Source organism: Mesorhizobium sp. CNPSo 4670 (assembly GCF_057784235.1).
Window position 1 is genome coordinate 1 of sequence record NZ_JBWJFQ010000005.1, and the last position, 17,942, is coordinate 17,942.

The 17,942-nt window shown below is 60.5% G+C and carries 13 protein-coding genes and 3 pseudogenes; 9 read left to right on the top strand and 7 right to left on the bottom strand.

Annotated features, from left to right (window positions below):
• Both AC0ZT5_RS10830 and AC0ZT5_RS10835 read right to left on the bottom strand, forming a co-directional pair.
• Positions 1 to 449: pseudogene (locus AC0ZT5_RS10830) on the bottom strand (hypothetical protein); the annotation flags it as partial.
• Between the two features lie 121 nt (positions 450 to 570).
• Entirely contained in the window at positions 571 to 786 is a 216-nt protein-coding gene (locus AC0ZT5_RS10835) for a hypothetical protein (RefSeq protein ID WP_488496449.1), read from the bottom strand.
• Positions 787 to 1,002: 216 nt separating this feature from the next.
• Between AC0ZT5_RS10835 and AC0ZT5_RS10840 the strand changes: the two genes are divergently transcribed.
• The 4 genes and pseudogenes from AC0ZT5_RS10840 to AC0ZT5_RS10855 form a co-directional block, all read left to right on the top strand.
• Positions 1,003 to 2,718 (top strand): hypothetical protein, encoded by a 1,716-nt coding sequence (locus tag AC0ZT5_RS10840; RefSeq protein ID WP_488496450.1) that lies wholly within the window; start codon positions 1,003 to 1,005, stop codon positions 2,716 to 2,718.
• 172 nt (positions 2,719 to 2,890) lie between these two features.
• A pseudogene (locus tag AC0ZT5_RS10845) lies at positions 2,891 to 3,011 on the top strand (transposase); the annotation flags it as partial.
• Positions 3,012 to 3,579: 568 nt separating this feature from the next.
• Positions 3,580 to 4,731, top strand: coding sequence for a porin (locus AC0ZT5_RS10850; RefSeq protein ID WP_488496451.1), 1,152 nt, complete (start codon positions 3,580 to 3,582; stop codon positions 4,729 to 4,731).
• A gap of 220 nt (positions 4,732 to 4,951) precedes the next feature.
• Positions 4,952 to 5,383, top strand: a pseudogene (locus AC0ZT5_RS10855) (DUF6088 family protein); the annotation flags it as partial.
• Positions 5,384 to 6,602: 1,219 nt separating this feature from the next.
• Here AC0ZT5_RS10855 and AC0ZT5_RS10860 read toward each other — a convergent pair.
• Positions 6,603 to 6,770 (bottom strand): hypothetical protein, encoded by a 168-nt coding sequence (locus AC0ZT5_RS10860; RefSeq protein ID WP_167392245.1) that lies wholly within the window; start codon positions 6,768 to 6,770, stop codon positions 6,603 to 6,605.
• Positions 6,771 to 7,266: 496 nt separating this feature from the next.
• Here AC0ZT5_RS10860 and AC0ZT5_RS10865 point away from each other — a divergent pair, with 496 nt between their 5' ends.
• A complete protein-coding gene (locus AC0ZT5_RS10865; protein ID WP_488496452.1) occupies positions 7,267 to 7,470 on the top strand; it encodes a hypothetical protein in 204 nt (67 codons plus the stop codon).
• A 460-nt stretch (positions 7,471 to 7,930) separates the two neighbouring features.
• Complete coding sequence (locus AC0ZT5_RS10870) at positions 7,931 to 9,490, top strand: polysaccharide biosynthesis/export family protein (protein WP_488496453.1); 1,560 nt, start codon at positions 7,931 to 7,933, stop codon at positions 9,488 to 9,490.
• Between the two features lie 948 nt (positions 9,491 to 10,438).
• Here AC0ZT5_RS10870 and AC0ZT5_RS10875 read toward each other — a convergent pair.
• Positions 10,439 to 10,678, bottom strand: coding sequence for a hypothetical protein (locus AC0ZT5_RS10875; RefSeq protein WP_488496454.1), 240 nt, complete (start codon positions 10,676 to 10,678; stop codon positions 10,439 to 10,441).
• A 129-nt stretch (positions 10,679 to 10,807) separates the two neighbouring features.
• Positions 10,808 to 11,023 carry a cysteine rich repeat-containing protein gene (locus tag AC0ZT5_RS10880; RefSeq protein ID WP_095089594.1) on the bottom strand — a complete coding sequence of 72 codons (216 nt, stop codon included), beginning with the start codon at positions 11,021 to 11,023 and terminating at the stop codon, positions 10,808 to 10,810.
• Positions 11,024 to 11,086: 63 nt separating this feature from the next.
• On the opposite strand from AC0ZT5_RS10880, the gene AC0ZT5_RS10885 reads away from it, so the two are divergent.
• Positions 11,087 to 12,250, top strand: a complete 1,164-nt coding sequence (locus tag AC0ZT5_RS10885; protein WP_488496455.1) for an efflux RND transporter periplasmic adaptor subunit — start codon at positions 11,087 to 11,089, stop codon at positions 12,248 to 12,250.
• Positions 12,247 to 15,396, top strand: coding sequence for an efflux RND transporter permease subunit (locus AC0ZT5_RS10890; RefSeq protein ID WP_488496456.1), 3,150 nt, complete (start codon positions 12,247 to 12,249; stop codon positions 15,394 to 15,396). Before AC0ZT5_RS10885 ends, AC0ZT5_RS10890 begins: the two co-directional genes overlap by 4 nt.
• Before the next feature lie 97 nt (positions 15,397 to 15,493).
• Here the strand turns inward: AC0ZT5_RS10890 and AC0ZT5_RS10895 are convergent, their stop codons facing one another.
• Both AC0ZT5_RS10895 and AC0ZT5_RS10900 read right to left on the bottom strand, forming a co-directional pair.
• The gene (locus AC0ZT5_RS10895; protein ID WP_488496457.1) at positions 15,494 to 15,847 is read right to left on the bottom strand and encodes a cupin domain-containing protein; all 354 of its coding nucleotides are present in this window, start codon (positions 15,845 to 15,847) and stop codon (positions 15,494 to 15,496) included.
• Between the two features lie 102 nt (positions 15,848 to 15,949).
• Positions 15,950 to 16,972, bottom strand: a complete 1,023-nt coding sequence (locus AC0ZT5_RS10900; protein WP_488496458.1) for a sugar-binding transcriptional regulator — start codon at positions 16,970 to 16,972, stop codon at positions 15,950 to 15,952.
• A 156-nt stretch (positions 16,973 to 17,128) separates the two neighbouring features.
• On the opposite strand from AC0ZT5_RS10900, the gene AC0ZT5_RS10905 reads away from it, so the two are divergent.
• Positions 17,129 to 17,929, top strand: a complete 801-nt coding sequence (locus AC0ZT5_RS10905; RefSeq protein ID WP_488496459.1) for a hypothetical protein — start codon at positions 17,129 to 17,131, stop codon at positions 17,927 to 17,929.
• The last annotated feature ends 13 nt before the right edge of the window (positions 17,930 to 17,942 follow it).

Sequence of the window (17,942 nt, forward strand, 5' to 3'; positions counted from 1 at the left end):
AGACGTCCGGCGTCACTCTGGAGGATCGAATAGCCCGCTCCGACCAGCCCTGAAAATGTCTGCGACGAGACCTCGACACTGTTGGCGACGACGCCTCTTGGTGTGCCGCTTTCTCCCGACAGTTTTACGTACATGAGGTCGCCGAAAATGCTGTAGCGGTCGTAGCGAGCCTCGGCGACGGCCATGGCCGCGAAGTCGAGATTCTTCAGGATGTCGCTGAAACTCGAGTCGACCTCAACAGTGGGCAGACCAAACTGCGCCACGTCCCCCGACATCCCGGCCGCCCAGAAATACGGCGCGACGGAGAACGTCCACCCTTGTTCGGTGACCACCGGCTTCAGGTCCGGCGTCACTGGTGAGACTGCATCCGCGGCTCCAGCGGGATGGGTAAGGCAAAGGAAGGCAAGAGCGACGCAACCCAGGGCTTGTGTCCGATACAAAGTCATCATGTCGGGGCTCCCCGCTGAGTTTGGCCGCCTTGCGACCTTTGTTGCTTGGGGAGTGGGCGACGGTGCGAAAACCCGCCCGTTGGCATGTTTCCCTCGGCGTCGGCCCGCCACTCATGGCTGTTCACCGTCGCGGCCACGGGTTGATACCCGATTTCCGGGCGGCCTCAGTGTTCAGCACTGCTGCTCCTAGCTCTCCAACCAGGCGATCCACCAGTTCCTGCCATTCGGCTCGTCTGGCTTCGCGCAATGCCGGCGGGGCCTCGTCGACCTTCGAAAGCGCAAACTCCGCATCGGCGAGTTCCTCGCAGATGTCGCGAAAGCTCTCACTTCGGTCCATCAGCCGATGGATCGTCAATTCAAACTGCGGGTATCGGCGCACTGCCGCCGAGACCGCTCGGTGTCTGTCAGACGATCCGTCTTTTGTGCTCATGACGCCAGTTCATCGACCTGACGCAATCATATTGCAAAGGGAGGGCCGCAGAAGGTAAGTTACGTGGATAAGTATGTAACCGCACAACAACAAGAACGCGGTTGCAAGGGATCAAGGGAGGACATGGCGATCCAGGCGGAAACGCCCGCACCGGGGGAGCATGAGCTCCCCATCGAGGCTTGTCGCGCCCAACTTGCCCTTATCCTCAACAGTACGGACTTCGGTGCCACCGGCCGCGAGCGCCGCTTCCTCAGCCATGTGGTGGAAGAGGCATTGTCGGGACGAGGCGACCGCATCAAGGCCTATTCGATCGCAGTCGAAGTGTTTGGTCGCGGCGAGTCGTTCGACCCGCAAACGGATCCGATCGTTCGCATCGAGGCTGGCCACCTCAGGCGTGCGCTGGAGCGCTATTATCTGACCGCCGGACACACAGACCCAATCCTGATCACGATTCCAAAGGGAGGGTATATCCCTGTCTTCCTGCTTCGTTCACAGCCTTTGTCGCCGCTACCGCAGGTGGCCGTTGTTTCTCCAACAATCACCCACTCTCCGGTCCGATGGATTGCGTTCCTACTGCCGGCGATACTTGTAGCCATTCTCGCGGCTGGAGCGTCGATATTGGCGTGGTCGTGGACGTCCGTCAGGTCAAGCGCGCCAGAAACGCCCCACGTGCTTGTTGAGCCGTTTGACGATCTGACCGGCACTGCCGCGGCGGCAGCCATTGCGAGCGGATTGCAGCAGGAAATTGTCAGCCAACTTTCGAAATTCCGGGACATTGTAGTCATGGAATCGGCGCCTGAGGACGGCGATACGTCGACCGGGCCACCTCGATTTGTCCTTGCCGGAAGCGTCAACCTGTCGGTCGATACCTTTCTGCTTCGGGTCAGGTTGATCAACCGAGCCAACGGTTCGGTTCTGTGGGCAGACAGCTATGATGGCCGGATGAAAGTCGCGGAACTTGTCGAGGCCCAGTCGGACATCGCGCGGAATGTATCGACGAGCTTGGCTCAAGTTTATGGCGTCATCTTCCAGGCGGATGCCAATCTCCATGTCGACAATCCGCCCGACGATTGGGTGGCATATTCGTGCACCTTGTCCTTCTATGCATATCGCGTCGAGCTCAGCCCGGAAACCCGTGCATCCGTTCGTACGTGCCTCGAGAAGGCCGTGCAGCGCTTCCCGAACTACGCCACCGCCTGGGGTCTTCTTTCACTTGTCTACATCGATGACTATCGGTTCGAATTTCCAAACGACGCCACATTGTCCGCCGCCGTGCTTGAGCGCGCGCTGGCCGCCGCAAGGCAGGCGGTGGAAGTCGACCCTCTCAATGTAAGAGGGCTTCAGGGAGAAATGCTTGCGCTCTATTTCAGCAAGGAAATCAATCTGGCACTGGGAGTGGGCAAACGGGGTTTGGCCATCAACCCCAACGATACCGAGTTCATGGGCGAATACGGACAGCGCCTGGCGGTCTCCGGAAATTGGCATGACGGCTGCGCGTTGATAACGGAGGCGCGCCAAAAAAATCCGCGGTCGTTGGGCTACTATGAGGTGGATTTGGCTCTTTGCTCTTATTTCAGCGGCGATTATCCGCAAGCGGTTATGTGGATGAAGAAATCACCGGTTCGATCGAATCCGATCTATCATATTGTTGCGGCCGCCATTCTGAGCGAAGGAGGTTACAAGATCGAGGCTGATCGCGAGCGCGCCTGGCTGGAGCAAAATCAACCAGCTTGGGCGAAGAACATGCGCCAGGTGGTTACGATGCGCCTAGCCCGTTCGCAAGACGTTGAAGTTTTCATACGTTCACTGAGGAAAGCCGGCTTCAACGTTGCGGACTGACCGCCGTGGAGTCACGTCCATTATTGACACGCTGATTGTTCTCAGCGGGGGTGGTCGCGTTCACGTTGTGGGTCTCTTGAAAAAGTACAATAAAACCAAATAGTTATAGGTTATTTTTGATGGGCCAGGAGGATGTAACAGGGAGCTTTGGTTCCATTGACTTTTTCGTGGCCTCAACGAGGAAATCCCCTGGCGCACCTATGTCTTGCGCATCTTCCCAAACTCACTGACTGCGCCTCGTCAGAGCGCTCGCCGTCGAGACCAACGAAAACTGGATGGAGGCAAACCGCTAGATCAACATGGACGACCTGCGCGAGCATAAGAAGCTCGCTCTACGCCAAGCCGCATGACCAGTGCCATGGCCGCCCTCTTTCTGCAGAACTTGACGCACACACCCCGATATAAACGCGCACAACCCGATATAGATGTCGTTTGTTTATGCGCTGATTCGATGGTATCTAATTCCATGGCTACCAAACCAAAGATCCAACCAACTATCACTACAGGTATTGTCCTTGCCGGAAGGAGATGGCGTCGCTCTGCCGGGCGAGTGCTCGGGGCACGTAGCATCTCGGAGGCGACACCCTCGCCTTTGATTTCCATGGCCCGTTTGGGCAATGGTGTCCGACAGATTGATATCGCCGATCAGATTGGCATTGAAATGCCCGTCTTTGGTACGCCTCATCAGGCTCAGGGTCTTAATAGAGCATCGATCCGATGGAAAAGACCGTCCCGCGAACGGCCTTTGGTTAATCAAGGAAGGTCAGGAACTCACACATGAGTTGGACAAGGGTGGTCACTCATCTTTTTTCAGAGGCCGGTAGATTCACGGCGCCCACTTTTGAAACTGGAGGTCAGAAAATGAACATCAAAAGCCTTCTCCTCGGCTCCGCTGCGGCTCTGCTCGCAGTTTCCGGTGCGCGCGCCGCCGACGCCGTTGTCGTCGCCGAGCCGGAACCCGCTGAATACGTCAAGATCTGCGACGTCTACGGCGTCGGCTATTTCTACATCCCCGGCACCGAAACCTGCCTGCGTATCGGCGGCTATGTCCGCTACGACATCGGCGTCGGCGACATCGGCTCGTTCGACGGTGCGAAATCCGCGGATCATCAGGATGGAGATGAGAACAACACATATTACAAGAACTTGCGCTTCGCGCTGAAGACCTGGACCGGCCAGGAAACCGAGCTCGGTACCTTGAAGACCTACACCGAAACCCGCTTCCAATTCGGTAATTCCAACGGCTTCGGCGACGAATTCGGCAATGATGCCCACAACAAGGGCACCGAGCTGAACTTCGCCTGGATTCAGCTTGGTGGTCTGCGCGTCGGTAAGGACGAATCGGCCTTCGATACGTTCGTCGGCTACGCCGGCGAAGTCATTCAGGATACGCTGGTTCCCTACGGCACATTCGACACCAACGTCGTGCAGTACTACTTCGACGCGGGCAATGGCTTTTCGGCGGTTGTCTCTCTCGAAGAAGGCTCCGGTGAGATTGGCACGATCGACAGCTACGTTCCGCATGTCGTCGGTGGTGCGAAGTGGACGCAGGGCTGGGGTGCGATCACTGGCGTCATCGCCTATGACAGCAACTACGAAGAAGTGGCCGGCAAGGTGCGCTTGGATGTGAAGGCGTCTGACGCTCTGACGCTGTGGATCATGGCCGGCTACGGCACGGACGACAACCTCACCGATCCGACCAACGCCATCGACGCGCACGGCCGCGGCTTCTACAAGCAGTGGGGCGGCAACTGGGCGGTGTGGGGCGGCGGCACCTACAAGTTCAACGAGAAGACCGCGTTCAACCTCCAGGTGTCTGCTGACGACTGGAAGAACGTTGGCGTTGCGGCGAACGTCGCTTACCACGTTGTTCCCGGCTTAACGGTCACTGCCGAAGTCGACTACCTCCATGCTGGCCGGTTTGGCGATGCCGACCTGGTCAACCCCGCGTTTACGCCTGCCGACAAGGAAGACAGCGTCGGCGGCATGCTCCGCTTCCAGCGCTCGTTCTAGCCAGTGGTGCCTGATTGAAGTGACGCCCGGCGGGCAGCCGCCGGGTTTTTCTATCATGGCGTTGGAGGGCGTTCGAGAGCACATCCGGCCAGCGCCGGGGCGATGCCAAACGCGAGCAGCACATCGTGCAGCTTGATTTCTGACGGCGATTTTACTGGCGATATTCACCGTCGTCGCTGCCAACTTGTTCCGCCGCAATTCGCCGATCAGAACACGATGATATCGCAGTCTCTATGACAAGCCTGGGATCAGCAAGCTGACAGGCACGATGGTGTTTCCGCCACGTGCGTCTTTCATCGACGCCATTGCCCGGCGCGACAAGTTGCGCGTGCTGGTCGACGGCATGACGGCCGCGAACGACCTCGGCCTCACAGGCGATCCGAAGGTGACTAAGCCAGTGATCTATAAGCTTGACTTGAAGCGCATCTCCGCCAAGACGGCGTTTTGGGCTGGCCGGCCGACCGTGCGCGTGATTCAGGCTTTGACGTGGTTTCGGGACCAGCGGTCCAGCCTCGACGCGGCCGTGAACGGTATCCTGCGACATCTGTCGCGTGATCCGAACCGACAGATGGTCGCGCAAGATCTGCGTGAGAACATTCATGCCGTCCGCGCATGGATATACCCACTGATCGAGACGATCGCCCGAAAGCTGCTCGCCGAAGCGATCCAGACATCGGACGAGCGAAGGACAATACGACGTGGCTGGCTTCCAGCAGTCCCACAACCATTAAGTGAACGGCCTGCCGCCGCTTGCTGCGAAATCCCGGAGCACCGGTCTCCGACCCGGCATCGGCCGTGGTCAACTCAGGATCGCCTTGCCGCAACGGTAGCAGCGGCAGCATCTTCGACTTGAAAACTAGATCGCCCTCCCGACCTAATTGGCTCGACTAGCCAACGGAACTTGCCGATGCTCTTCTGCCCTGCGCCCGGTAATCCGCATGAAAATCGTGCCGGCTTCACGGACACCAAGCATGTCGCCCCGACTATATGAACCGGTAGCGCAGGAGTGGCATGGCGCGCCGAGTTGGTCGAACAGTTCGGTCGTTGTGCGCTTGCTTCGGCGGATTGACCAGCTCCATCTGCTCGCACGCGGCTTTTTCAGTCACCTTTCCGCTAAACTCTCGCTTGTGAATTTGCGGCACCTAGCCCACGCTGGGAACCCGACAGGTCTGGGAGGACAGTAATGCCGTCAATTACTCAGTTCATTGTATGGCTCGTCATTGGCCTGCTCGGAGGCAGTCTGGCCGGACTGCTGGTCACGAGGCAGCGAGCGGGTACGGGTTTCTGCGGAATCTAGGTGTGGGCCTCGTCGGCGCACTGCTTGGAGGTTTGTTGTTCCGACTCTTCGGCTTGTTCCCTCGCCTCGATGCGATCGAGGTGTCGCTTCGCGACATTGTCGCCTCCTTCATCGGATCGTATTCTCCTAGCGGGACGCAGGCGCGGTCCGGAGCGCGTCAAGCGGTTGCTGAAGGCAACCGTTGAGACCGATTATTTCCTCGAGCGGCTTCATCACGTCGCCTTGGTGGATGGCACGAATAGGTCGGCGACAGCCTTAGGGCAGCCCGGCGACCTTGCTGCAGCGCCCGCCCGCTGGCGGGATCATGTCACGTCACGTTGAAGCGGCTACCGGTGGGTTCCAAACACTTTCGGCAGGTCCGCGCGACATTGGACGCGGGAACGCTTAAGCCCAAGGCTTCCGCGATCACACCATAGGCTAACGCGATTATGCAGTACACAATACAACTACAAGCGGTCGATTCCTTAGGGATGTAGCCACTCCGAAAGCCCGCCGCGGGTCGCTCCCGTGGCGGGCTTTTCATCGATCGGCACTAGGTTTTCGGGCTTCCATCAGGATGGCCTTGGGTAGACCGTCAGCGCCCCTTCTTGACCTTCGGCGCAATCTCTTCAATCCGCACCTTGTCCCCGATTTCCTTGGCCAAAGCGAAGGCCTTCTCCTTGTCCTTCGTTGACAGGACTGTGCGCCAGTGAGGTTTCTCGAACACGCTCACAACATAGGTCGGCACCGGCTTGTCGGTCATCCTTCCGGCCTTCGGAAATGGCCGGTGCGGTGGATGCTTGGGTGAAGCGCGCCGCACCGGCCACTGTAATAGCGGGAAAATCCCCCGCGCTGATAAGTCTATATTATATTAGAGGTCGCGCAATTAAGACTGAAGTCCTTGTTTCGCCGGCCCTAAGGGCCCGCTCTCGCGGTGTACGGGCTTCGCGCAAAAACCACCGGCTTCCCGGCCGATGACGGTGAAAGTGCAGCCACAACATCGTCACACAGCGGGTATTCGAGCGCAATGATCACGGTGCTGGCGCACCCTGATCTCGATTGCGCTGGCAAGCCGGGAAGACTGCGAACGGAGCGAAAGCGGAAGTGGCCAGCGGACGGCCACAACGAGATGTTGGCTCGACCGCAAAATGTATCGTTTTACACAATTTCCAATTGCTGGACTCGCGCGATGCATCGGTAGTTTAATTTTTTTCATCCAGCCAAGGAGTGGAAGGGTCGCGAACTGGGAGGAAGTAGGCATGGATTTCGAATTCGACATCCGCCATCCATCTGACGATCAGCCGTACGAAATCACCTCTTTCGCCCAAAAGTACGGCCTAACGATCCCAATTGCGGACGCCATGCTTTTCGCCAAAGGACCGTCGCGGACGGCGTGCGACGCTGCCGCATTGGCTTTCCTCTGCGCTATCGCCGTACAAGCCAAGAAACAGAGGGCGCAATAGGCCCTGCCAGCACTGCGACGCCTCGGGCCGAAAGCAGGATTGGCGTTCACCAAGGCGCGAATTGGCCAGATCTCCTGTCCATCACCAAGGCGACGTCGAGTCGCAGCTATCTTTGCGATGGCGACGCCTCACCGGGTTGGTGAGCGGGAACGCCGCAGCCGATCGCGCGGTATCGGCCGCCGTAAACCGTGACGAGCGAATAAAGGGGGCCTTCCTGGTGTCTTTGGCGAAATGCAGCGGTCGTTGAACGCGATATCGAAGGTCGAATCGCAGGACAGTTGGCTGTCGAACCTGGTACAGACGCGCCGCTTACTCAATTGGGCGATGCAGCTTACGCTCTATTTGGTACTCACCACTGCTGATCGACTTTGGTAGGCTCACGCCGTGAGCTTTGTGCTGCGCGCTGTGAGCTGTGAGCTTTGTGCGGCGCGTGGTCAGTGAGAGTCATGGAGGTCCAGTCATGGATCATATCCAGACGTCCAATGCGGATTGCCACAGCCCTGCACTCCCCGGTGGTATCCGACGATTCTCGGCCACGGCGGCGTTGTTTCCTGACATCCGCAAGAGGTCACGCGGCGCTGCGATAAGCCTCATCCCGTTCTGCCTGATTGTTTTGTTTGGCGCCCCAGCAAAGGGTCAATCGGAGACTGACGACAGGCTCGCCCCTCAAGACACTGTCGAGCTGAAGGTCTCGGGGTGGGATGCCTTGCGCGGCGGCATTACGGAGGGCGTGGAGCTCAACGGTGCTTTTACGATCGGTACAACCGGGACGCTGGATCTTCCGGGCATTGGGCACATTCCGGCTGCGGGTCTGCGCGAGAGTGAATTGGCAAGGCTGATTACCGATCGCTTACAAGCCAGAAGTGGCTTCGACACGCGTCCCGTCATGACCGTCCAGCGCACGCAATCGGCAGCGTCTTCGGGCGGCGCCAAAGTCGAGGGGCACCCGGCTAGGGCGCCACAAGACGTGAGCGGTTCTCGCCCATTAGTAGAGGCTGCCGCGACCGGGCCAGGACGGGAACGATCCAAGACGGATGCGTCACTGCATGACCTATCGGCCGTTCGCGAGGAGCTTGAGGCGGCTCGCCAGCAAGCGTCTGCAGATCGTCAGTCTGCAGACAGGGTTGAGCGGGTTCTTCGCAGCGAACTGGAAGCGGCACGAGACGAACTTGATGAGATGCGGCGCGTCACAGCCGACGCAGGCGTGCGTGCGCGTGCGGTCGCAGAGGCGACGACTCTTCAAGGGCAAGCCCTTGAAGACCAGAAGCAAAGAGCCGAGCGGCTCGCGCAGGATCTGGCGATGGCGCAGCGCGAAGTCGAAAGCTTGCAAGTCAAAGCCGCTCTCGCGATCCGCGAAAAGGCCGCCGCACTCGGAGCACACCAGGCTGCGGAAGCTTCCCTGTCTGGAGCGAGACGCGCGCTTGACGAGGGGCGGCAGACGATTGAACGGCTCGAACGCGATCTTGCCGCGACGCAACAATCTCTCGACGCTCTTGAGGCCAACGGAAAACTGGCTGCCGCTGCACAAATGGCAGCTATTCAGGACCGCCAGGCTGCTGAGGCCGCTGCAAAGCGAGCCGGCGAAGCGCTCGCATTGGAACGTGGGAGAGCAGATGCTCTCGAGCGCGATCTCGATGCTGCTCGCCAGGATCGCGACGCGGCAAAAGAGGAAGTCGCCCGGCTCTCTGCAGCGTTGGAGCAACAGCGCGAAAGGGCCGTTGGCCTGACCCGCGACCTCGTTGCGGCGCGCAACGAAACCGACATCCTGAAAGCTCGCAATACGCCTCGCGATCAGCGCATCGAGCCCGCTCCCAAAGCGCCTGCCGGTGATCGCGCAGGCCCACGTACCAGTGCGCTTGCAGGGAAACGGGCTCGATCAGCCCATGAGCCCGGGGGGCGAGAAATCCGCAAAGTGGCGGTCCGCAAGTCGCCGCAACCTGTTCGGCTGACGACGATTGGCCTTCCCGCCGCGTTGCTCCCGACGCGGGCGCCATTGCGCACGGCACAAGGATTATGGTGATGCGCAAGTATCCAGCTGCCGTATTGGCGATCGCAGTTGCGATCGGGCCTGCTTCGGCTCTTGCTGATGGCCTTGGGGGCAAAGTCGGTGGTATCGGGGTCGGCGCCGGTGTGGGCGTTGGCTCGAACGGCGCCTCTGTCGGTGTTGGCGCGAGCGTCGACGGAATCGGAGGAGCAAACTTTGGAGGGTCGGTTGGCGCGAGCCAAGGATCGGCGGGCCTTGGAGGCAACGTCGGTGGCATTGGGGCCGGCGCCGGTGTAGGCGTCGATTCGAACGGCGCCTCCGTCGGTGTCGACGCGAGCGTCGACGGAATCGGGGGAGCCAATGTTGGAGGCTCTGTCGGCACGAGCAACGGATCGCTTGGCGCCAACGTTGGAGCCGGTACCAGCCCCGGCGGCTTAGGTGGCCTTTCGGCAAGCCCCAGTGCGGGAGACGAATCCACCGGTGCTGGCGCCGCTCCGGGCAGTACGGCAAATAGTCGAGCAAGCGCGGCGTCGGAGGCTCCCACAGGGCCAGCAAGTGTCGGTGTCGGCAAGAAGGCGGCCGCCATGGTCGTGACCAGGGGCGTGCGACACGCAGTAGCCCTGCCACGCAGCCTCTGGCCTTCCAAAGGTGGTCGCGACAGGCAGAGCACCACAGGTTATCCCTTACGGCCTCAGGTGCCGTTAAAGACGATACCTGGCACCCCGGCGGCCATGGTTCGCGTCTGCCGTCAGGCGATCATGTCAGCTGCGAAGCCACTTGGTGCTGTGCGTGTGCACGCAGCCAGCGCAGGTACCCTGCGCCGGCACCGTCGCGGTGCCCTCACCGCACCGATCGAGGTGCGCATAGACTATGCAAGACAAGGCGGCATCGAAGTTCGGCAGGCGCGGGTCGGATGTCGCCTCGACGCGGCGGGACAGGTCGTCGCGGTGACATAGGCTGATGAATCTGGCGGTATCCGACGTCTCACTGCCAGACAAAGGGCCGCATCCATTCGCCAAAGCGCCGGTACGAGTTGATGCCACGCCCCAGAATCCAGATCACCACGGAACCGGGCGTGTTGCCGATCGTGGCGACCGCGACGAGCAGCGGCGGATCACCGCGACCCGGGACGCCCAAGCCGGCGAGCCCCACTTCCGACGAGACCGGCAGGATGGTTGCGGCAAGGAACGCGCTGACGAAAAGCGCGCCATAGAGCGCCGCCACCTTACCCTATGCCTGCACGTCGACAATGCCATCATGCCGAGTTGCTGATGCTCGGGGATGTGGCATTGATACATGCGCGGCTCCGGCCCCAGCCTACCCTGACAGCTGGGCGGAGAGCACTGCGCGATCCTAACCAGGTGTATTCGCCTTGACGACCTTCTGGCATTCCGGGGTCAGCTCGCTGAAATGCTCCGTCAGACATTGAATGACGCGGCCGCCGCCTGGCTCCACGCCTTTGCAGAACTTTTCGAAGTTCGCTTGGCAAGCCTCACGTTCGGCCGCTGTCTGCGCCTGAGCCGCAAGCATCTGAACGGCTAGGAAAACCACGCTCAAGGCAATTCGCATGACAAACCCCTCCAAAATGGCTAACATTCAATCAAAATACCGTGAAGTGTTGAGGGGGGTCAAATGCTTTTGGTATCGCGCATTGCGCTGGCCGTAACCTTGCTTACGGCGACGGCATTGCTTTCAGCTTGCAACAAGCAAAATGCCTATGTTCCGCCGCCCCCGCCCAAGGTTGATGTGGCGCTGCCGCTCAAGCAGACGGTAACACCCTATCTCAATGCGACGGGGAACACGGCCGCCGTCAATTCGACGCCATTGGTTGCCCGGGTAGCGGGCTTCATACAGGAAATAGACTACAAGGACGGCGACAGCGTCAAAGCGGGCAGCCGACTGTTCCTTATCGAGCCTGAACCTTACCAGTTGGCACTTGAACAGGCCCAGGCTGGACAGACTTCGGCAGATGCCTCAGTCAAACAGTCCAGCGCCGATCTGAAGCGGCAACAAGATTTGCTCGCGCAGAAGGTAATTTCGGCGTCCACGTTGGACCAGTCTGCCGCTGCCGCTGCGGTCGACGTGGCCAAGCAGCAGCAGAACGCCGTTGACGTCAAGCAGGCCCAGCTCAACCTGAGCTACACCGAAGTCAAGGCACCCTTCGACGGCATCGTCACCGCCCGCCAGGTATCGGTCGGCCAGTTCGTAGGCACTGCCAGCTCTTCCGACCTCGCAACGATCGTCCAGATGGATCCGATATACATCAATTTCAACGTCAGCGAGCAGGATGTGCAGCGGATCCGGGCTGAAATGGCCAGGCGCGGTCTGACGATGCAGAATCTGAAGAAGATACCGGTGGATGTCGGCCTGCAGACCGAGACCGAATATCCGCACAAAGGAACGCTCGACTATGCGGCGCCGCAGGTATCTTCCTCAACGGGCACGCTACTGGTTCGCGCCGTTTTGGAAAACAAGGACAAAGCGCTGCTGCCCGGTTATTTCGTCCGACTGCGCATCCCGCTCGGCGAACAGCCGGACATGCTGCTCGTACCGGATCGTGCAATCAGCAGCGATCAGAGCGGCCGCTATGTGCTTGTCGCCGGAAAGGACGACACAATCGAGCAACGCGGCGTCGAGATTGGCCAACAGGTCGGCGAGTTGCGCGTCATTACCTCCGGCCTGACAGCGGAAGACCGCGTCGTCATATCTGGCTTGCTGACAGCCCTGCCCGGCCAGAAGATCGAACCGACGGTGAAGACCCTCCAGCAAACTCCGGCCAATGGTGCTGGCCAATGATCTCCAAATTCTTCATCGAACGACCCGTCTTGGCGAATGTCATTGCCGTCCTTATCGTCGTCGTTGGCATCGTCTCGCTCTTTGCGTTGCCGGTAGCGCAGTATCCCGATGTGGTTCCACCGACCGTTTCGGTAACCACCCGTTATCCGGGCGCCAGCGCGCGCACGGTCATCGACACCGTCGCTCTGCCGATCGAGCAGCAAGTCAATGGCGTCGAGAACATGCTCTACATGCAGTCCTTCGCTGCCTCGGACGGCAGCTACAACCTGACCGTCACTTTTGCCATCGGTACAGATCTGGACCTGGCCCAGGTGCTTGTTCAGAACCGGGTCTCTGCCGCCATGGCCGGGTTGCCCCAATCAGTGCAGGTGCAGGGCGTCAACGTGCAGAAGAAGTCGACCTCCATCCTCGAGATCGTGACGTTGACTTCGCCTGACGGAAAATACGGCAGCCTCTATCTCAGCAACTACGCGACTATCAGCCTTAAGGACGAAATCTCGCGGTTGCCTGGCGTCGGCAATGTCAGCGTGTTCGGCGCTGGTCAATATTCCATGCGGGTCTGGCTTGATCCCGAAAAGATGCTGGCGCGCGGCTTGACCACGCAAGATGTCGTTCAAGCACTTCAACAGCAGAGCGAACAGGTCACGGCAGGTCAGATCGGCGCCCCGCCGGCGCCGGACGACCAGTCCTTCCAATATTCGATCGAAGTGTCCAGCCGCCTTGACGATCCCGACCAGTTCGGCGCCGTTGTGGTCAAGACGGGCGCCAATGGCGATATGACGCGTGTTCGCGATGTCGGGCGGGTTGAACTCGGTGCTCAGACCTACGGACAGTTCTTCAACCTCGACGGTCAGCAGGCCGCCGGCATGGCCATCTTCCTGGCACCCGGCGCGAACGCGCTCGATGTGGCCAAGAGGGTCGCGTCCAGGATGGAGGAACTGGCCCGTGCCTTCCCGCAAGGCATAACTTACGCGATACCGTTCAACACGACGAATTTCGTCAGCCAGGCGATCAACGAGGTCTACAAGACGCTGTTTGAGGCGGCGGTGCTGGTTCTGATCGTCATCCTCGTCTTCCTGCAGGATTGGCGGGCGATGCTAGTGCCGGCCACGACCGTACCGGTCACCATCATTGGCGCGTTCGCGGCGATGGCGGCGCTTGGCTTCTCTGTCAACCTTTCCACCTTGTTCGCCATCGTGCTCGCCATAGGCATCGTCGTCGATGACGCCATAGTCGTGGTCGAGGGGGCCGCCCACAACATGGAACGCGGCATGTCGAGCCACGACGCCGCCATTGCCGCCATGAAGACATTGTTCGCGCCTATCATCGGCATCACGCTCGTGCTGCTGGCGGTGTTCCTGCCGGCGGCCTTCCTTCCCGGCCTTACGGGCCGGATGTACGCGCAATTCGCGCTGGTGATCGCGGCGACCGCGCTGATCAGCGCCGTCAACGCAGCGACATTGAAGCCAACGCAATGCGCGACATGGCTTAGGCGTCCCGTACCACCGGATCAGCGCAATGTCTTCGCGCGGGGCTTCAATGCGGCCTACCAGCGTGCCGAGAATGCCTACGTCCGGTTGATCGGAGGGATGGTGCGTCATAGCGCCGTAACGGGTGTGGTCGCACTCATGATCATCGGCGCGGCCGGCTACGGCATGTCGCGCGTCGCTACCGGTTTCATCCCAATCGAAGACCAGGGTTATCTGCTCGCGGCGGTTCAACTGCCTGACGGCGCCTCGCTTGGTCGCACCCAGGAAACGCTGCAGCAGGTTTCGAAGATCGCCAAGGCAACACCTGGGGTGGAGACGGTGGTCACCATCGCCGGGCTTTCAGCCCTCGACAACAATTCAACGCTAGCCAACGCAGGCGTCGCTTACATCATTCTCAAGGACTGGGATCTGCGCGGCAAGAGCGAAGACCTGCCTTCGCTCTACGCCACACTCAACAAGAATCTGTCGGCCATGGCCGACGGGCTTGTTCTGGTGCTTCCTCCGCCACCAATCCAGGGCATCGGCAACGCCGCCGGCTTCACGCTGCAAGTCGAACTCCGCGACGGCAGTTTCGACCTCTCGAAGCTGCAAGGCTCCGTCAGTGCGATCGTCAACAAGGCCGAGACACAGTCGGGCATCCAGCGCGTCTCGTCATCGTTTCGCGCCAACGTCCCGCAGTACAAGGCCGAGATCGATCGCGACAAGGTGCAGGCCCTCGGCCTGACCACAGACCAGGTATTCCAGACGCTCGCCGGTTATCTCGGCTCCAGCTACGTGAGCCAGTTCAACAAGTTCGGGCGTGTCTTCCAGATCTATGTGCAGGCTGACGCCCAGTTTCGGTTGACGCCGGAGGAGATCGGCCGCCTAACCGTCCGCAACAACAACGGAGACATGATCCCGCTCGGAACCGTGTTGACGATTGAACCCAGCGTCGGTCCATCGCTGATAAGCCTGTACAATCTCTATCCCGCCGCGTCGATCGTAGGCGTGCCCGCTGCAGGCTTTTCGTCCGGTGACTCAATCAAGCTGATGGAGGAGATTGCCGCGGATACCCTTCCGCCCGGTACTGGCTTCGATTGGACTGCGCTGTCTTTCCAAGAGAAGCTCGTTACCAATCAGGTTTACCTGGTGTTCGGAATGGCGCTGCTGCTTGTCTACCTAGTCCTTGCCGGCCAATACGAGAGCTGGCTCGCTCCGATCTCAATCCTGCTCGCCGCGCCGCTGTCTCTGGTGGGGCCTGTCTTGGTGCTCAATGGCCTTGGCATCGACAACAATCTCTATGTCCAGATCGGCCTTATCCTGCTCATAGCGCTGTCAGCCAAGAATGCGATTCTGATCGTCGAGGTCGCACGCGAACTGCGTGCCGCCGGCACACCTATCGTCGAATCGGCGATCGACGCCGCACGTGCCCGCTTCCGGCCCATTCTAATGACATCGTTTGCCTTCATCCTCGGCGTGGCGCCGCTGGTGTTCGCCACCGGCGCCGGTGCGAGCGCGCGAAAGTCGATCGGCATCACGGTCTTTTCCGGCATGCTCGCTTCGACCTGCCTGGCCATTCTTTTTGTGCCATCCTTTTTCGTCATCCTGCAACGATTGGAGGAACGGCGCTCCGCACGCACGAAGAAGAGCGAGGCCACCCCAACGCTCGTCAAGTAACGATACAATCAAAGCTGGATGGCGCGCCGGCATGCCTGTCGTCGCTCGCACTGGATATGCCAGGGACGTCGACCATCAACGGCCTATGCGAGCGGGCTCAGCCGACCCTGACGACAAAATGCTTCGTTACCGGTTCGATGATCTTCCAGGTTCCCTTGAAATCGGCTTCTACCACGAAAGCGTCGCCGGGGCCCACCTCGACCGGTGCGCCGCTATCGGGGGTGATGATGATGCGGCCGGCGATCATGTGCACGAACTCGTAGTCGGTGTAGGTCGCGTGATAGGTGCCCGGCGTCGCCCGCCATGTACCCGAGATCACCTTGCCGTCCTCGGTCGTGTGCTGGACGGCGGTTTGCATGGTCGGCTTGCCTTCGACCACGATCCATCCGGCCAGATCGCCGGCGTCGGCCTTTTCGACAGCGCCGAATTTGAGGATTGTCTCGCGTGTCATGGCTCAGGCTCCGTTTGATTGCTCAGGCGTCAGTTGCCTGGACGGTGAGATAGCGGATGCTCCTGACGCCGGCAACCGGCCGGCAACTTCCGGCCGACATCACTATGAAGCTTGCGCCGCATGCGCCTCGAGCATGCGCCGCGCGCTTTCCTCGTCGGTGATCAGGATCGTCGGGGCGATCAGGGTCATGGCGCCAAGCAAGGCTTCGATCTTCTCCTCACCGCCGGAGGTGAGGATGCGGATCGGCGCCCTGCGCAGACGGTCGACATCCACCGACATCACGTGGCTGTTGACGGGATGGTCGACCAGTTCGCCATTGCGGTCGAAAAAATGGAACAGAAGGTCGCCAACGGCGCCACGCGCAAGCAGGGCCTCCCGATCCGCTTCCTTGAGAAAGCCGCCGCGAGAGAAGGTGGTGGCCGAGGCGATGCCGCCGACGCTCAGCAGAACGGCATCGAGCACGTTGGCCATTTCAAAAACCTCCTGCAGGCCGCAGCGCTCGACCAGCGCGATCTTGGTCTCGACGCTGTCGACGACGGCCGGCGTCGGGATCAGATAGCCGTCGCCCTGGAAGATTTGGGCGAAGCGCCAGGCGAACTCGGCCGGGTTGAAGCGACGCACGACGCCGACACCGCCGAGCAGCGAAATGACCTTGAAGTCGGTGAGCGACTTGGCGCTGATGAAGGGCAGGCTTGAGAACAGCGTCCTGCCCCAGCCGACGCCGACGCGCATGCCGGACTTCATCGTGTCGGACAGGAAGCTGCCGGTCTTGGCGCTGATCGCCGGGGTCGGGTCGGCATTGGGGGCTGAAAGCGGCGCCACCAGCGCCTGTTGCAGCCCGAAGGTCTTTTCCAGCGCGCGCTCCAGCCGCACGATTTCCGACAATTCGCTTTCGATGCTGATCTTCACCTCATTGCGCGAGCGGGCGTCCGCCAGCATGCGCACGATGGTGACGCGGCCGACGCCAAGCACGTCGGCGATCTCGTTCTGCGTCATCTGCTCGACGAAATACATCCAGGCGGCGCGAATCCTGAGGCGATCCGTCCGGCTTTCGCTGGCGACCTGCTCGGGCGTCTCGCTTCCACCTCGACGATCGTCGGTTTCGCTCTGTCGTCGCCTGCCCAAATTCGTCCCTCCCCCACGGCAATGGACGAGCGCGCCGTCGCCGATTCTGCATGCTGGCCTAGTATCGCCTATTGATCTACCAATCGATAGGAACAATCTAGAAGTGGCGGCTGCCTCCTGTTGGCGGCCATCCGCAGCAATTCGAGGCGATTGGCAATGCTCCGACAAATCTCCGAAGATGTCCGCGTCAATCTGAAAGACCGGTTGCGGGAAGTCCGTGAAATCATTCGCCAAAGCCGCCATGACGGCAGCGGCGACGCCAGTGTCGTGCGCGAAGCAACCAGCCATCTGCCGCCATTTCCAGGCAAAGGCATCGAAGGCCTGCTCAGCCACGCCGCAAGTGCCTTCGACGAAGCGCTGTCGATCGCCGAATCCTTTGTCCCGCATGAGCGCCCGATCAAGGTGGACGGCACTACCGTAAAGGGCCTCGCCACCTATTTCCCGGCCGGGAACGAAGAGCGCCAGTTGAGCGCGGAGCGCCTGTTCCGGCGCGACATGTATTATCTGACCAAGGCGGTGCTGGCCGGCCTGAACATCGACAATGCCCGCATCCACGAAGCCGATTTCGCCGCCGTCCATGCGACGATGCGCAAGCGGCATGGCGATCTGCTGGCCGCTTTGGTCGCGCCAGGTGCTGGACTGCCGGCGATCGCGGCCACCTGTTCGGCGCTGCTGGTCGAGTGTCTCAACCAGCGCCCTGTCCACTTTACCGAAACCGCGCCGGAAACGCCGGCGATTGGTGATCGGTCGCTCGACATCAGCTGCCTGTCGCCGCTCGTTCTGGCCTGCGGCCTGGCAAGCACCGGCAGGGACAGCTCGCCTGAGCCGGATATGCTGGAGATTGCGATCCTGGCAGCCGATATCCGCCATGACCGCATCGTTCAGGCCTGCGCCAAGGCGAGCCCGGTCGATGAACTGACACCCGTCTTCGCCACCTTGCTTGCCCATTTGCCGTAACGGCCCAGAACTC

What these genes read in the sequence shown, in the direction of transcription:
- AC0ZT5_RS10835 (WP_488496449.1), bottom strand. Translation starts at nt 786, where the DNA reads ATGGACCGAAGTGAGAGCTTTCGCGACATCTGCGAGGAACTCGCCGAT.
- AC0ZT5_RS10850 (WP_488496451.1), top strand. Translation starts at nt 3,580, where the DNA reads ATGAACATCAAAAGCCTTCTCCTCGGCTCCGCTGCGGCTCTGCTCGCA.
- AC0ZT5_RS10860 (WP_167392245.1), bottom strand. Translation starts at nt 6,770, where the DNA reads ATGACCGACAAGCCGGTGCCGACCTATGTTGTGAGCGTGTTCGAGAAA.
- AC0ZT5_RS10865 (WP_488496452.1), top strand. Translation starts at nt 7,267, where the DNA reads ATGGATTTCGAATTCGACATCCGCCATCCATCTGACGATCAGCCGTAC.
- AC0ZT5_RS10870 (WP_488496453.1), top strand. Translation starts at nt 7,931, where the DNA reads ATGGATCATATCCAGACGTCCAATGCGGATTGCCACAGCCCTGCACTC.
- AC0ZT5_RS10840 (WP_488496450.1), top strand. Translation starts at nt 1,003, where the DNA reads ATGGCGATCCAGGCGGAAACGCCCGCACCGGGGGAGCATGAGCTCCCC.
- AC0ZT5_RS10895 (WP_488496457.1), bottom strand. Translation starts at nt 15,847, where the DNA reads ATGACACGCGAGACAATCCTCAAATTCGGCGCTGTCGAAAAGGCCGAC.
- AC0ZT5_RS10885 (WP_488496455.1), top strand. Translation starts at nt 11,087, where the DNA reads ATGCTTTTGGTATCGCGCATTGCGCTGGCCGTAACCTTGCTTACGGCG.
- AC0ZT5_RS10890 (WP_488496456.1), top strand. Translation starts at nt 12,247, where the DNA reads ATGATCTCCAAATTCTTCATCGAACGACCCGTCTTGGCGAATGTCATT.
- AC0ZT5_RS10880 (WP_095089594.1), bottom strand. Translation starts at nt 11,023, where the DNA reads ATGCGAATTGCCTTGAGCGTGGTTTTCCTAGCCGTTCAGATGCTTGCG.
- AC0ZT5_RS10905 (WP_488496459.1), top strand. Translation starts at nt 17,129, where the DNA reads ATGCTCCGACAAATCTCCGAAGATGTCCGCGTCAATCTGAAAGACCGG.